14 protein-coding genes are annotated in these 13,823 nt (G+C 65.9%); 9 read left to right on the top strand and 5 right to left on the bottom strand.

The window, feature by feature from the left end; all coding sequences use genetic code 11:
• The first annotated feature begins 1 nt into the window (after position 1).
• From G4Z14_RS10880 to G4Z14_RS10845, 8 genes are all read left to right on the top strand, one after another.
• Positions 2-934, top strand: coding sequence for an ABC transporter permease (locus G4Z14_RS10880; protein ID WP_164625589.1), 933 nt, complete (start codon positions 2-4; stop codon positions 932-934).
• Between the two features lie 50 nt (positions 935-984).
• Positions 985-2,079, top strand: coding sequence for a BMP family ABC transporter substrate-binding protein (locus G4Z14_RS10875; protein ID WP_164625587.1), 1,095 nt, complete (start codon positions 985-987; stop codon positions 2,077-2,079).
• Positions 2,080-2,243: 164 nt separating this feature from the next.
• The gene (locus G4Z14_RS10870) at positions 2,244-3,530 is read left to right on the top strand and encodes an NAD(P)/FAD-dependent oxidoreductase (protein ID WP_164625585.1); all 1,287 of its coding nucleotides are present in this window, start codon (positions 2,244-2,246) and stop codon (positions 3,528-3,530) included.
• Positions 3,531-3,644: 114 nt separating this feature from the next.
• Positions 3,645-4,538, top strand: coding sequence for an aldo/keto reductase (locus tag G4Z14_RS10865; protein WP_164625583.1), 894 nt, complete (start codon positions 3,645-3,647; stop codon positions 4,536-4,538).
• Positions 4,535-5,605: an NAD(P)/FAD-dependent oxidoreductase gene (locus G4Z14_RS10860; protein WP_164625581.1), complete on the top strand. Its 1,071-nt coding sequence runs from the start codon at positions 4,535-4,537 to the stop codon at positions 5,603-5,605. The genes G4Z14_RS10865 and G4Z14_RS10860 overlap by 4 nt, the downstream gene beginning before the upstream one ends.
• Positions 5,602-6,240 (top strand): DUF938 domain-containing protein, encoded by a 639-nt coding sequence (locus tag G4Z14_RS10855; RefSeq protein ID WP_164625579.1) that lies wholly within the window; start codon positions 5,602-5,604, stop codon positions 6,238-6,240. The genes G4Z14_RS10860 and G4Z14_RS10855 overlap by 4 nt, the downstream gene beginning before the upstream one ends.
• Positions 6,241-6,313: 73 nt before the next feature.
• Positions 6,314-6,658, top strand: a complete 345-nt coding sequence (locus G4Z14_RS10850; RefSeq protein ID WP_164625577.1) for a carboxymuconolactone decarboxylase family protein — start codon at positions 6,314-6,316, stop codon at positions 6,656-6,658.
• Positions 6,659-6,726: 68 nt separating this feature from the next.
• Positions 6,727-7,533 carry a GH25 family lysozyme gene (locus G4Z14_RS10845; RefSeq protein ID WP_164625575.1) on the top strand — a complete coding sequence of 269 codons (807 nt, stop codon included), beginning with the start codon at positions 6,727-6,729 and terminating at the stop codon, positions 7,531-7,533.
• A 145-nt stretch (positions 7,534-7,678) separates the two neighbouring features.
• Here the strand turns inward: G4Z14_RS10845 and G4Z14_RS10840 are convergent, their stop codons facing one another.
• The 5 genes from G4Z14_RS10840 to G4Z14_RS10820 form a co-directional block, all read right to left on the bottom strand.
• Positions 7,679-10,177, bottom strand: a complete 2,499-nt coding sequence (locus tag G4Z14_RS10840; RefSeq protein ID WP_164625573.1) for a GcvT family protein — start codon at positions 10,175-10,177, stop codon at positions 7,679-7,681.
• Between the two features lie 189 nt (positions 10,178-10,366).
• Positions 10,367-10,696: an antibiotic biosynthesis monooxygenase family protein gene (locus tag G4Z14_RS10835; protein WP_164625571.1), complete on the bottom strand. Its 330-nt coding sequence runs from the start codon at positions 10,694-10,696 to the stop codon at positions 10,367-10,369.
• Positions 10,697-10,723: 27 nt separating this feature from the next.
• Positions 10,724-11,515, bottom strand: a complete 792-nt coding sequence (locus tag G4Z14_RS10830) for a metal ABC transporter permease (RefSeq protein ID WP_164625645.1) — start codon at positions 11,513-11,515, stop codon at positions 10,724-10,726.
• Positions 11,505-12,281: an ATP-binding cassette domain-containing protein gene (locus tag G4Z14_RS10825; RefSeq protein WP_164625569.1), complete on the bottom strand. Its 777-nt coding sequence runs from the start codon at positions 12,279-12,281 to the stop codon at positions 11,505-11,507. Before G4Z14_RS10825 ends, G4Z14_RS10830 begins: the two co-directional genes overlap by 11 nt.
• Positions 12,278-12,790: a Fur family transcriptional regulator gene (locus G4Z14_RS10820; RefSeq protein ID WP_164625567.1), complete on the bottom strand. Its 513-nt coding sequence runs from the start codon at positions 12,788-12,790 to the stop codon at positions 12,278-12,280. Before G4Z14_RS10820 ends, G4Z14_RS10825 begins: the two co-directional genes overlap by 4 nt.
• 69 nt (positions 12,791-12,859) lie before the next feature.
• Here G4Z14_RS10820 and G4Z14_RS10815 point away from each other — a divergent pair, with 69 nt between their 5' ends.
• Positions 12,860-13,789 carry a zinc ABC transporter substrate-binding protein gene (locus G4Z14_RS10815; protein ID WP_164625565.1) on the top strand — a complete coding sequence of 310 codons (930 nt, stop codon included), beginning with the start codon at positions 12,860-12,862 and terminating at the stop codon, positions 13,787-13,789.
• Positions 13,790-13,823 lie beyond the last annotated feature (34 nt).

Below are 13,823 nucleotides of genomic sequence, written 5' to 3'. Positions count from 1 at the left end.
CATGGACTTTGGCGGTATCAATCCGGCGATCCTGATTGCCTCGCTGATGGCGGCCTCGGTGCCGATCCTGCTGGCGGCGCTGGGCGAGTTGGTGGTGGAAAAGGCCGGGGTGCTGAACCTTGGGGTCGAGGGGATGATGATCATGGGGGCCATCGTCGGCTTCATGGTCACCATCCAGACCGGCAGCCCGTTTCTGGGCTTTGTCGGCGGCGCCATCGGCGGGGCGGGGCTGAGCCTGATCTTCGCCTTCCTGACGCAGGTTCTTCTGGCCAATCAAGTGGCGACAGGGCTGGCGCTGACGCTCTTCGGCCTTGGGCTGTCGGCGCTTCTGGGCCAAGGCTACAACGGGCTGAAGCCAGCCGCCACCGGCGCGGTGCCCCTTGGTCCGCTGGCCGACATTCCGTTCTTCGGCCGGGTGCTGTTCAGCCATGACTGGGTGGTCTACTTCTCGGTCTTCATGACCGGCGTGATCTGGTATGTGCTGAAATCCACCCGGCTTGGCCTGATCCTGCGCGCGGTGGGCGAAAGCCACGAGGCGGCGCATGCCCTTGGCTACAAGGTCAACCGCATCCGCCTCGGCGCCATTGCCTTCGGCGGGGCGATGGCGGGGATGGGCGGGGCCTATGTCAGCCTTGTGCGCGTGCCGCAATGGGTCGACGGCATCACCGCCGGCGCCGGCTGGATCGCGCTGGCCATCGTGGTCTTTGCCAGCTGGAAACCTTGGCGCGCATTAATCGGCGCTTATCTTTTCGGCGGCATTACCGTGCTGCAACTGAACCTGCAGGCCGCCGGCAGCAGCATTCCGGTCGAGTACTTGTCGATGTCGCCCTATCTGATAACCATCGTCGTATTGGTCATCATGTCTTCGGGCCGCGGCAAGGCGGCGCTGAACGCACCCGCCGCGCTGGGTCAGAATTTCCACGCCTCGCGCTGAGGCACATATCAACCGGGGCCGGAACGGCCCCATCCACGGGGAGAGACTGCATGTTGAGAAGAACCCTTCTGGCCTCCGCCGCGCTGGGCCTTGGCCTGACGCTTTCGGGCGGTGCGGCCATGGCGGCGGGCATGGACAAGGTGAAGGCCTGTTTCGTCTATGTCGGCCCGATCGGCGACGGCGGCTGGACCTTCCAGCACCATGACGGCGCGCTGCAGGTGCAGGCCGCCTATGGCGACAAGGTCGAGCTGCAATGGCAGGAATCCGTGCCGGAAGGCGCCGATGCCGAGCGCGTGCTGACCCAGATGGCGCTTGGTGGCTGCAACATCATCTTCACCACCTCGTTTGGCTACATGGACGCGACCAACGCCGTCGCCGCCAAATTCCCCGACGTGAAGTTCGAACACGCCACCGGCTTCAAGCGCGACCAGCCGAACGTCTCGACCTACAACGCGCGCTTCTACGAAGGCCGCGCCGTGCAGGGCACCATTGCCGGCCGGATGACCAAATCGAACAAGATCGGCTATATCGGCTCGTTCCCGATCCCCGAAGTCGTCATGGGCATCAACAGCTATTACCTGCATGCCAAGAAGGTGAACCCGGCGGTCGAGCTGAGCGTGGTCTGGGCCTATACCTGGTTCGATCCGGCGAAAGAGGCCGATGCCGCCAAGGCGCTGATCGACCAGGGCGTCGACGTGATCGCCGCCCACACCGATTCGACCGCGCCGCTGGCCGAAGCCGCCAAAACCAACGGCGCCGTGATCGGCTTTGGTCAGGCCTCCGACATGGTGGAATACAAGGACGGCCCGCGTGTGTCGTCGATCATCGACAACTGGGGTCCCTACTATGTCAAACGCGTCGGCGCGCTGCTGGACGGCACCTATGAGCAGGCAGACGCCTGGGAAGGCATCGCCGGCGGCGAAGTGCTGATCGGCGAGATCACCGCTGCGGTTCCGGCCGAAGTCAAGGCCGAGGCCGAGGCGCTGCGCGACGCCATCGCGGCGGGCACCTATCACCCGTTCACCGGTCCGATCAACAAGCAGGACGGCTCGGCCTGGCTGGCCGAAGGCGCCACCGCGCCGGACGGCGATCTCTTGGGCATGAACTTCTTCGTCGAAGGCATCACCGGCGACATTCCGCAGTGATCTGGCCGCAGTGGTTTGGCCTTGCTGAACCGGTCAAAGGCCCGCTTTTGCGGGCCTTTTTCATGGCAGCGCGAAGATTTGTCGCGGGCTGAAGTTTCTCAACACATTCACGTATTCTAATGTATACTCTCCCTGAGTCGCAGGCATGCCGGGGAGGGCAAGGGATGGCGCATATCGTGGTGTTGGGGGCGGGGCTGGGCGGGTCGATCATGGCCTATGAACTGGCCGACCAGATCCGGCCGGAAGACAAGATCACCGTCATCACCAGGGACACGCAGTATCACTTCGTGCCGTCAAACCCCTGGATCGCCGTCGGCTGGCGCAAGCGCGACGACATCACCATCGACCTTGCGCCGACCATGGCGAAAAAGGGCATCGGCTTCAAAACCATGGCCGCCGAGAAGGTGCATCCCGCCGAGAACCGGGTGGAACTGGTGGACGGCTCGTCGGTTTCCTACGACTACCTTGTCATCGCCACCGGGCCGGAACTGGCCTTTGACGAGATTCCGGGGCTTGGCCCGCATGGCGGGCATACCCAGTCGGTCTGCCATGTCGACCATGCCGAAGCAGCGCGCGAGGTGTTTGAAAAGCTGCTGAAAAACCCCGGCCCGGTCATCATCGGTGCGGTGCAGGGCGCAAGCTGCTATGGCCCGGCCTATGAATTCCTGTTCATTCTGGAAACCGCGCTGCGCCGGGCGAAGATCCGCGACAAGGTGCCGATGACCTTTGTCACCTCCGAGCCCTATGTCGGCCATCTGGGGCTTGATGGGGTGGGCGACACCAAGGGGCTTCTGGAATCGGAAATGCGGGCCAAGCACATCAAATGGCTGACCTCGACCCGGGTGAAGCAGGTCGAGGACGGCAAGATGACAGTCGAGGAGATCGCCGATGACGGTTCGGTCAAGGCCGAGCGCGAGCTTCCCTTCGCCTTTTCCATGATGCTGCCGGCCTTCCGCGGCGTGAAGGCGGTGCGCGACATCGAGGGCCTGTCGAACCCGCGCGGCTTTACCATCGTCGACAATCACCAGCAGAACCCGAAATACCGCAACATCTTTGCCATCGGCGTCTGCGTCGCCATCCCGCCGATGGGCCCGACGCCGGTGCCCTGCGGCGTGCCCAAGACCGGCTTCATGATCGAAAGCATGGTCACTGCCACCGCCCAGAACATCGGCAACCTCCTGCGCGGCAAGGAGCCGGATCAGGTCGGCACCTGGAACGCGGTCTGCCTGGCCGATTTCGGCGATTCCGGCGTGGCTTTCGTCGCCCAGCCGCAGATTCCGCCGCGCAATGTGAACTGGTCGTCCACCGGCAAATGGGTGCATCTGGCCAAGGTTGGCTTCGAAAAATACTTCATCCGCAAGATCAGGAAGGGCACCTCGGAGCCGTTCTATGAAAAGCTCGCCATGAACGCGCTGGGGATCGACAAGCTGAAAGAAGTGAAAAAAGGCTGATCTCCTCGGGCGCCCGCGGCTTCCCGTCGGAGGATTCCTCGTCGAGCGTCGAAGACGACGAGGAGTGTCGCGCCAAGGCTTGCATCGTACAGCGGGGCTGGGCATGGTCGCGCCATGTCCAGCCCTCTCGCTTTCGGGGCCATGCAATGCGGCGGCCGCGCCGATGCCGCGCAATCCATGGCCATGTTCCACGCCTGCCATGACGCAGGCATTCGCCATTTCGACACCGCCTGGGTCTATACCGACGGCCGCTCGGAAACCCTGCTCGGCCAGTTCGCCCGCGGTCGCGACCTGCAAATCGCCACCAAGATCGGCTATGAGGGCGGCGCAGGGCGGGCCAATCTGACCGCGCAGTTCGAGACCAGCCGCAGGCGGCTCGATGCCCCGGTCGATCTTCTGTATCTCCACCGCTACGACCCGGACACCCCACTTGCCGAAAGTCTGGAAACCCTCGCCCGCTGGCAGTCCGACGGGCTGATCGCCCGCATCGGCCTGTCGAACTTCGCGGCCTGGCAGGTGATGAAGGCCCAAGCCGCCGCCCATGCGCTTGGGACAAGGATCGACGCCATCCAGCCAATGTATTCGCTGATCAAGCGGCAAGCCGAGGTCGAGCTTTTGCCGATGGCCGCCGATCAGGGCATCGCCGTCTACAGCTATTCCCCGCTTGGCGGCGGGTTACTGTCGGGCAAATACGCCGCGGGCGGTGCCGGACGGTTGACCGAAGATGCCCGCTATGCCGCGCGCTACGCCCCGGATTACATGGCAAAGGCCGCAGCCGATCTGGCTGCTCTGGCGGCAGATTTGGGCACTCATCCTGCGACCCTGGCCGTCGCTTGGGCGAAATGTCACCCCACAGCGCCGATTCCGCTCATTTCTGCCCGCAGCGTCCTGCAGCTTTCCCCCTCGCTTGCGGCCGCGGAATATCCTATGACAGCGGAACTCTACGCCCGGATTGCGGCGCTTTCTCCGGCTCCCCCGCCGGCCACGGACAGGTTGGAAGAAGCATGAACGACTTTCTCATCATCGGCGGCGGCATCGCCGGCATTTCGGCAGCCGCCCGCATGTCGCACCTCGGCCGCGTCACCGTGCTGGAGGCCGAAGCGCATCTGGCCCATCACGCCTCGGGCCGGTCGGCCGCGCTCTATGAGCCGCATTACGGGCTCAAGCCGGTGGTGGAGCTGTCGCTGGCCTCGGGCGAGTTCTTCCGGGCGCAGGACAACGTCCTCAGCCCGCGCGGGCTGATGATCCTCGCTCGCGCCCATGAGACCGCACAGCTGCGCGACGAGGCTGCCGCGATGGCGCTGGACGACCTGCCCATGGACGAGGCGCGCGCCATGGTGCCGATCCTGAACGACAGCATCACCCAGGCCGCCTATGGCAACCACGCCTGGGACATCGACACCGACCTTCTGGTGCAGAACTTCGCCCGTGAAGCACGTGGCAATGGTGGGCAGATCGTGACGAATGCCCGCGTCACCGCCATTCGCAAAACCACGTCGGGTTGGGCAGTCACCACCCCGGCGGGTGAATTCGAGGGCCGGGTTCTGGTGAACGCCGCCGGGGCCTGGGTCGATCAGGTGGCCGGGCTTGCGGGCATTGCGCCGCTCGGCTTCCAGCCCTACCGCCGCTCGATGGCACGCATTCCCGCACCGGGCGGGCATGACGTTTCGCACTGGCCGATGATGTTTGGCGTGGGCGAATTGTGGTATGCCAAGCCCGATGCCGGCGCGCTGATCGTCTCGCCGGCCGAAGAAGACCCGGCCGAACCGCATGACGCCTGGGCCGATGACATGGTGCTGGCCGAAGGACTGGCGCGCTATGAGGAGTTCGTCACCGAACCCGTCACCCGGCTGATTTCCAACTGGGCCGGCCTGCGCACCTTTGCCCCGGACCGGGTGCTGGTGATCGGGCCGGACGCCCGCGATCCGTCGTTCTTCTGGCTGGCCGGCCAGGGCGGCTATGGCTTCCAGACCTCGCCCGCCGCCAGCCTGCTGGCCGCCGACCTGATCGGGGGCCGCAGCCCGGATCTCGGGGCCGATCTGGTGGCAAGCCTGTCGCCCGCCCGCTTCGGATGAGCCTGAAGCTGCCCGACAGCGGGGCAGAAACGCTGCCCGACGGCCGCCGGATGGTGGCCTCGGCGGCGCGCAATGCCGGACCGATCCTTGAGGTTCTGCAAGGGCTTGGCCTCAGGGGCCGCCTGCTGGAAATCGCGTCCGGGTCGGGTCTGCATGCCGCGCATATGGCGGGGCCGCTGGGGCTGATCTGGCAGCCCTCGGATGTCGACGAGACGAATTTTCCGTCGATCCGGGCTTGGGCCGCCCATGCCGGGGTCGGCATCCTTCCCCCGGTGCTTCTAGATGCCACGCAGGCCGGATGGGCGGCGCGACTTGGGCAATGGGACGCGATCGTGCTGACAAACCTGTTGCACCTGATCGCGGAACCTGCCGCCAAAACCCTGCTTGCCGAACTGCCCAAGGCGCTTGCGCCCGGTGGAGCTGCCTGCCTTTACGGTCCCTTCCTGCGGGATGGCCGCGCCACCAGCGCGGGCGACGCCGCCTTTGACGCTTCGCTGCGCGCGCAGGACCCGGCCATCGGCTACAAGGATCTGGGCTGGGTCGGCAACCGCCTTGCTGGCGCAGGCATGACCGTCGCCATCACCGCGATGCCGGCCAACAACCTCATGCTGGTCGCCCGCCACTCACATTCCTGAGTGTGCATGTAATTGATCCAGATCATGGCATCCTCGCCGCCTGTCTGCCACCACGCGGACAAAGGAGAGGCCCATGACCTACAGGCAAAAGACCGCCGAGATCCGCACCGAACTGCGCGCCTTGCACAAGTTGAACCCCGAAACCGCCAAGGGCTTTCAGGCGCTGTCCGCGGGGGCGATGGCCGACGGGGCGCTGGACAAGAAGCAGCGCGAGTTCGTGGCGCTGGCGATTGCCGTGACGCAGCGCTGCGAGCCTTGCGTCAATCTGCACGTCGAGGCGTTGATGAGGGCCGGTGCGAGCCGCGAGGAACTCGGCTCGGTTCTGGCGATGTGTGTGCAGATGGGCGGTGGACCGGCGCTGATGTATGCCGCGCATGCCCTTGCTGCCTGGGACGAATTTACCGTCCCGGCCGCATAGGCGAAAACCGCCAACGGCCCGTTTTCGCCGGGTGACAAACAGCCTGCCTCGGGTCAGGATACGGCATCATGCCGCACACCTTTGCCCACGCCCCGCTCCTTGCCAGCCTTTGCCTTGCCCTCGCCGCCTGCGGCGGGGGCCGCGCGCCCGAACCGGACGCCCGGCCCGCTGCCGAAGCCCCGGTCACGACCGCCAGTTTCAGCGATTCTGACCCGCATCCCGAAACCGCACGCGCGCGCCGCTATGCGGTGCATGGCGTGGATGTCGCGCGGTTCCAGACCGCGGTGGATTGGCAGGCCGCGCGGGAAAGCGGGGTGAACTTTGCCTTCATCAAGGCCACAGAAGGCGGCGACATGGTGGACCCGATGTTCAAGGATCACTGGCGCGATGCGGGCCGGGCCGGAGTGAGGCGCGGGGCCTATCTGTTCTACTACCACTGTCGCGCACCCGAGGAACAGGCGCGCTGGTTCTTCAGGCATGTGCCGAAAGCACCGGGCAGCCTGCCGCCGGTGCTGGACATGGAATGGACCCCCACCTCGCCCACCTGCACCATCCGGCGCGAGGCTTCGGTGATCCGCCGCGACGCAGCCGTCATCGTCGCCATGTTGACCGAGCATTACGGCACGGCCCCGTTGCTTTACACCACGGTTGACTTCTTTGAGGACAACGAGTTGTGGCGGCTTTCCGGGGTGGAATTCTGGCTGCGCTCGGTCGCGGCGCATCCGTCCGACCGCTATCCGGGCCAGCCCTGGACGTTCTGGCAATATACCTCGACCGGCCTGGTGCCGGGGATCGGCGGCAAGGCGGATATCAACGTCTTTGCCGGGGGTGAGGTGGCCTGGGCCGACTGGCTGGCGCGACGCAGCGTGCAATAGAAAAGGCCGCCCCCGGGGGCGGCCCAGTTTTCTTGCAAGAAATCGGCGCGGCGGCCAAAGCTGCCGCACGCAGGGCCGACCTTCGCAGACCAGCCCGGGCGTTCGGCATCGACGGGCTTCCGGTGGAAGCCCGTCGATGCGCGCCTCACCCGTCGATGCGGATGCGGGCGTTCGACGGGTCGAAGGGGCTGTCCTCGACCACCACCGCGTCCCATTCCTTGAGCAGCATCTTCACCTTCAGCTTGGTGCCGGGAACAGCCAGTTCCGGGCTGACATAGCCCATGCCGATCTGCTTGCCGAAGGCCACCGAATAGCCGCCCGAGGTCAGACGGCCAACCTTGACGCCATCCTTCAGGATCGCCTCCTTGCCCCACGGATCGGCGTCGGCCGGGCCGTCGATCAACAGCGTGCAGCACTTCGAGCGGATGCCGGTCTCAACCATCTTGGCCTTGCCGCGGAACTCTTTCGACATGTCGACAAAGCGCGGCAGGTCGGCTTCCAGCGGGGTCGCGTCGCGGCCCAACTCGTTGCCGAAGGCACGGTAGCTCTTCTCCTGACGCAGCCAGTTCTGTGCCCGGGCGCCAACACCCTTCAGCCCGTGCTTTTCACCGACCGACCAGATCAGATCCCAGAGGTAGCGGCCAAACTCGATCGGGTAGTGCAGTTCCCAGCCCAGTTCCCCGGTATAGGCCACGCGCACCGCGCGCACCGGGCACATGCCAAGTTCGATGTCGCGGTAGGAAAGCCACGGGAAGCGCTTGTTGCCCAGAACCGTCGCCGGATCGGCGTCTTTCACGATGTCGTTCAACAGCGCGCGGGCGTTCGGGCCGGCCAGAGCGTAGACCCCCCACTGGGTGGTGATGTCGTGGATGTCGACATGACCGCCACCCGCCACCATGAAGTCTTCAGCCGATTTCATCAGGAAATCAGCATCATAGGCCGTCCACGCCCCGGCGGAGATCAGGTAGTATTCGTTCTCCTTCAACCGCACGATGGTGTATTCGGTGCGGGTGGTGCCGTGGTCGGTCAGCGCATAGGTCAGGTTGATCCGGCCCACATTCGGCAGCTTGTTGCAGGTGAAGTGGTCAAGGAAGGCGGTCGCGCCGGGGCCACGCACCAGATGCTTGGTGAAGGCGGTGGCGTCAATGATGCCGACCGTGTTGCGCACGGCTTCGGCTTCGGCCTTGGCATATTGCCACCATGCGCCACGGCGGAACGAGCGCGAGTCGTGGTCGAACGACGCCGGGGCATCCTTCGGCCCATAGTAGTTCGGGCGATCCCAGCCGTTCACCTGACCAAACTGCGCGCCCATCTCTTTCTGGCGGTCATAGGCCGGGGCAGTGCGCAGCGGGCGGCAAGCCTCACGCTCTTCGTCCGGGTGGTGCAGGATGAAGACGTGGTTGTAGCACTCTTCATTCTTGCGCGCGGCGTATTCGGTGGTCATCCAGTTGCCGTAGCGCTTGGGGTCAAGCGAGGCCATGTCGATTTCCGCCTCGCCCGCCGTCATCATCTGGGCAAGGTAATAGCCGGTGCCGCCCGCCGCGGTGATGCCGAAGGAGAAGCCTTCCGCGATCCACATGTTGCGCAGGCCGGGAACCGGACCGACCAGCGGGTTGCCGTCGGGGGTATAGCAGATCGGGCCGTTGAAATCGTCCTTCAGACCGGCGGTTTCCGACGAGGGCAGACGGTGGATCATCGACATGTATTCCGCCTCGATCCGCTCCAGATCAAGCTGGAACAGGTCGGCGCGGAAGCTGTCGGGCACCGAATATTCAAACCGCGCCGGGGCGCCGTATTCATAAGGCCCAAGGATCCAGCCGCCGCGCTCTTCGCGGACATACCATTTGGCATCGGCGTCGCGCAGAACCGGGTGTTCGGGGTTGTTCTTGCGGTATTCCTGCAGCATCGGGTCCGGTTCGGTCACGATATACTGGTGCTCGACCGGAATAGCCGGAATCTTGATGCCCAGCATCCGCGCGGTGCGCTGCGCGTGGTTGCCGGTTGCCGTCACCACATGCTCGGCATGGATTTCATAGGTTTCCTCGGTCGGCACCAGCATGCCGCCCTTGTCCTCCATCCGGGTGCAGGACACGATCCACTCCGACCCGGTCCAGCGATAGCCGTTCACCTGAATCTTGCGCTCGATGGTGGCGCCCAGCTGCCGCGCGCCCTTGGCCATGGCCTGCGTCACGTCGGCGGGGTTGATGTAGCCGTCCTGCGGGTGGTAAAGCGCACCCTTCAGATCGTCAGTGCGCACCAGCGGCCAACGCTCCTTGATCTGCGCCGGCGTCAGGAATTCGTGGTAAACCCCGGCAGTTTCCGCGACCGAGGAATAAAGCATGTATTCGTCCATGCGTTCCTGGCGCTGCGCCATGCGCAGGTTGCCGACCACGGCAAAGCCGGCGTTCAGGCCGGTTTCCGCCTCCAGCCCCTTGTAGAAATCCACCGAGTATTTGTGGATGTGGGTCGTGGCGTAGGACATGTTGAACAGCGGCAAGAGCCCCGCGGCATGCCAGGTGGAGCCCGCGGTCAGTTCGTCCCGCTCGACCAGCATGGTATCCCAGCCCGCCTTGGCCAGGTGATAGGCGATGCCGTTGCCAACGGCACCACCGCCGACAACAAGGGCTTTGACATGGGTTTTCATCGGGGCTCTCCGCAAAGGGGGTCAGGGTCTTTGCATCTTATCTGCCGCAACCGTGGGATTTTGGGCAAGAAGGCCCGACACCTGACGGCGAAAAACGACATGGGGGCCAGAAAACGGCATCACCGAAGGCGGCAGGAGTCGCCGGATTTTCGCGGAGGGCCTCAGGGCGAGGGATGGGGACCGGGCGGATCAGTCGCCGGTCTTGCCATAGGCGCGTTCGATGCGCCCGACCCGCACGGCATAGGCCTGATACCAGTCCGCGCGGCCGCGCCGCTGGGCGACCAGATGATCGACATTGGCCTTCCAGGCGCGGATCGCGGCCTCGTCGGTCCAGAACGAATTGGTGATGCCGAATCCATCGGCCCCGCGGGCGCTTTCGACGCCGAGAAAGCCGGGCTGGCCAGCGGCGAGCGCCACCATCGCATCGGCCATCGCGCCATAGCCATCGTCACCGGCGGTCCGCTGGCTGGCGAAAGTCACGACGTAATAGGGCGGTGCGGGAAGTTGGGCGAGCGGCATGGCGGTCTCCGGGGTTGCGGGCCGAGGCTAACCTCGCCGCAGCTGCCCCGCAACCGCCGCCAATGCAAATATCACCGCCGCCGAGGCGACAATCGACGGGCCGGCGTCGGTGTCCTGCCACAACGAAAGCCGCAGGCCCAGAAAGGCTGCCAGCCCGCCAATCCCGGTTGCCAGCGCCGCCATCGCCTCGGGGGTGCGGGCCAGCGCGCGGGCGGCGGCGGCCGGGATGATGAGCATGGCCGCGATGAGGAGCGCGCCCACCACCTTCAGCGCCACCGCGACCACCAGCGCCAGCGCCACGGTCAGGACCAGCCTTTCCCGGTTGGGGTTCAGCCCCGCGGCATGGGCCAGTTCCTCGGACAGCGTCGCGGTCAGCAGCGCCTGCCAGCGCCAGACGAGAAGTGCCAGCACCAGAGCCGCCCCGCCCCAGATCAGCGCCAGATCCCCGCGCGACACTACAAGGATATCGCCGAAGAGATAGGCCGACAGATCAGTCCGAACGCCCGGCACGAAGGAGATCGCCACAAGACCAAAGGCCAGCGCCGAATGCGCCAGCACGCCCAGCGTGGTGTCCATCGCCCAGCCCTTGGCGGCCAGCGTCGAGACGGTCAGCGCCATGGCAAGCGCCACGCCGAGAACCCCAAGCGCCAGCGGCAACTGAAAGGCCAACGCCAGGGCGACGCCCAGAATGGCGGCGTGGGCGGTGGCGTCGCCGAAATAGGCCATGCGCCGCCAGACGACGAAACTGCCCAAGGGGCCAGTTGCCACAGCAAGCCCGATCCCTGCCAACAACGCGCGGGTGGTGAAGTCATCCAGCATGGGAATGCTCGTGGTGATGGGGGTGGGCGTGGTCATGCCCGTGGCCGTGGTCATGGTCATGCGCGTGGTCATGTTCGTGCTGGTAGAGCGCCAGCGCGCCCCTGGTGCCAAGGCCGAACAGCGCCCGGTATTCCGGCGCGTTCGACACCACCCGCGGCGTGCCCTCACAGCAGACATGGCCATTGAGGCAGATCACGCGGTCCGAGGCGGCCATCACGACATGCAGGTCATGGCTGACCATCAGCACTGCGGCGCCGGTCTGGTGCCGCACCGTCTCGATCAGCTGGTAGAACGCCGCTTCGCCGGGCTGGTCCAACCCCTGGGTCGGCTCGTCAAGGATCAGAAGCTGCGGCTCAGACAGAAGCGCGCGCGCCAGAAGCACGCGCTGGAACTGGCCTCCGGACAGGGCCGCCATCTGGCGCTGGCCGATGTCCTCGACCCCGACACGGGCCAGGGCAGCTGCGGCGGCCGCGTCACTGACGCGGGTCGGCAGGGACAGGAACCGTCGCACCGTCAGGGGCATGGAGCGGTCCACCGCCAGTTTTTGCGGCACATAGCCCAGCCGCAGCCCCTCGGCACGCGACACCGTGCCATGGGCCAGCGGCACAAGACCCAGAAGCGCCCGGATCAGCGTCGACTTGCCCGACCCGTTCGGGCCAAGGATGGTCACGATCTCGCCGGGCTTCACGGCCAGCGACACCTCATGCAGCACCTCGGCCCCGCCAAAGCGCACGCAGACATGATCGGCAGCAATCAACGGAGTCATGCGGCGGCCCTGCACGCCGGGCACAGGCCCACCGCCTCGACATTGGCGCGCTCCACAGTGAAGCCGGTATGGGCGGCAGCATGGGTCAGCGCCGCCATGACCGGGGCGGCCGGGGCCTCGGCCACGGTGTCGCAGGCCCGGCAGATCAGGAAGGCGGGCGCGTGGGCCTCGCCCGGATGCATGCAGGCGGCAAAGGCGTTCAGCCGGCGGATGCGGTGGGCGAAGCCGTTGTCCTCCAGAAACTCCAGGGCGCGATAGGCGACCGGCGGCTGGTTGCCAAAACCCTCGGCCGACAGCCGGTTCAGCACGTCATAGGCCCCCATGGCCTTGTGCGCCTCCAGCAGGATCTCCAGCACCCGCCGCCGCACCGGGGTCAGGCGCAGACCGCGCGCGCTGGCCAGCTCCTCGGCCCGCGCCAAGGCGTCGCTGCGGCAATGGGTATGGTCATGGGCGGCAAAGGCCAGATCGGGCGTCTGGCAGCCAGGGCAGGTTTCGGCATGAGAGGGCATGGGGCGGCCTTGACATGTGATAATGTAACATACATACCAGCCCCCACCCGAAAAGCAAAGGCCTTGTTCATGCGTTATATCATATCATTCCTTTTGGCCAGCACCGCCCCCGCGCTGGCCGAAGTGCCGCGCGTCATGGCGGACCTGCCGCCGGTGCATTCGCTGGTGGCGCAGGTGATGGGTGATCTGGGCCAGCCGGAGCTGTTGCTGGACAAGGGCGCCAACGCCCATTCCTTCCAGATGCGGCCCTCGCAGGCGGCCGGCCTGCAGGAGGCGGGGTTGGTGGTCTGGATCGGGCCGGAAATGACGCCCTGGCTGGATCGGGCACTTGCGGGGATTTCCGGCGCCCGTCAGCTGCGGCTCTTGCAGGCGGAAGCCACATACCGGCAAGGGTTTGGTGCCGAGGAAGGCGAGGCGCATGACCATGACGCGGGCCTCGCCGAGGACCATGCGGAGGAGGAGGCCGCGGCCGGGCATGACCATACCGGCATCGATCCTCATGTCTGGCTCGATCCGGCCAATGCCTCGGCCTGGCTCGGCCTGATCGCCGCCGAACTCTCCGCGCTCGACCCGGAAAACGCGGCGACCTATGCCGACAATGCCGCACGGGCGCAGGCCGACCTTGCCGTGCTGGATGCCGAGATCGCCAGCCTTCTGGCCCCTGCCAAGAGCACAGCTCTGGTCGTCTATCATGATGCCTATGGCTATTTTGCCGGCCATTACGGGCTGACCATCGCCGCCACGCTTGCCGAAGGCGACGCGACCGGCCCCGGCGCCCGGCACATCGCCGAGGTTGAGGCGCTGTTGAACGCAGGCCCGGCCTGCCTGTTTTCCGAGGCCAACCATGACCCGAAACTCGTCACCCAGCTTGCCGAAGCAACCGGGCTGACGGCGGCGGGGCTGCTTGACCCGGAAGGCGCGCAGCTTGACCCCGGGGCCGGGCTTTATGGCAACCTGTTGCGCGCGCTTGGCACCACCATCGCCGATTGCACCAACTAGCCTTGCCAAGACTGCCCCACCCCGCCAGTCTGGC

The organism is Tabrizicola oligotrophica (assembly GCF_011008935.1).
Taxonomy (GTDB): domain Bacteria; phylum Pseudomonadota; class Alphaproteobacteria; order Rhodobacterales; family Rhodobacteraceae; genus Tabrizicola_A; species Tabrizicola_A oligotrophica.
The sequence above is the reverse complement of the archived record's forward strand: the minus strand, read 5'-3'. Positions and strand labels throughout refer to the sequence as shown.

What these genes read in the sequence shown, in the direction of transcription:
- G4Z14_RS10850 (WP_164625577.1), top strand. Translation starts at nt 6,314, where the DNA reads ATGACCTACAGGCAAAAGACCGCCGAGATCCGCACCGAACTGCGCGCC.
- G4Z14_RS10840 (WP_164625573.1), bottom strand. Translation starts at nt 10,177, where the DNA reads ATGAAAACCCATGTCAAAGCCCTTGTTGTCGGCGGTGGTGCCGTTGGC.
- G4Z14_RS10880 (WP_164625589.1), top strand. Translation starts at nt 2, where the DNA reads ATGGACTTTGGCGGTATCAATCCGGCGATCCTGATTGCCTCGCTGATG.
- G4Z14_RS10820 (WP_164625567.1), bottom strand. Translation starts at nt 12,790, where the DNA reads ATGCCCTCTCATGCCGAAACCTGCCCTGGCTGCCAGACGCCCGATCTG.
- G4Z14_RS10830 (WP_164625645.1), bottom strand. Translation starts at nt 11,515, where the DNA reads ATGCTGGATGACTTCACCACCCGCGCGTTGTTGGCAGGGATCGGGCTT.
- G4Z14_RS10835 (WP_164625571.1), bottom strand. Translation starts at nt 10,696, where the DNA reads ATGCCGCTCGCCCAACTTCCCGCACCGCCCTATTACGTCGTGACTTTC.
- G4Z14_RS10825 (WP_164625569.1), bottom strand. Translation starts at nt 12,281, where the DNA reads ATGACTCCGTTGATTGCTGCCGATCATGTCTGCGTGCGCTTTGGCGGG.
- G4Z14_RS10860 (WP_164625581.1), top strand. Translation starts at nt 4,535, where the DNA reads ATGAACGACTTTCTCATCATCGGCGGCGGCATCGCCGGCATTTCGGCA.
- G4Z14_RS10845 (WP_164625575.1), top strand. Translation starts at nt 6,727, where the DNA reads ATGCCGCACACCTTTGCCCACGCCCCGCTCCTTGCCAGCCTTTGCCTT.
- G4Z14_RS10815 (WP_164625565.1), top strand. Translation starts at nt 12,860, where the DNA reads ATGCGTTATATCATATCATTCCTTTTGGCCAGCACCGCCCCCGCGCTG.
- G4Z14_RS10865 (WP_164625583.1), top strand. Translation starts at nt 3,645, where the DNA reads ATGTCCAGCCCTCTCGCTTTCGGGGCCATGCAATGCGGCGGCCGCGCC.
- G4Z14_RS10870 (WP_164625585.1), top strand. Translation starts at nt 2,244, where the DNA reads ATGGCGCATATCGTGGTGTTGGGGGCGGGGCTGGGCGGGTCGATCATG.
- G4Z14_RS10855 (WP_164625579.1), top strand. Translation starts at nt 5,602, where the DNA reads ATGAGCCTGAAGCTGCCCGACAGCGGGGCAGAAACGCTGCCCGACGGC.
- G4Z14_RS10875 (WP_164625587.1), top strand. Translation starts at nt 985, where the DNA reads ATGTTGAGAAGAACCCTTCTGGCCTCCGCCGCGCTGGGCCTTGGCCTG.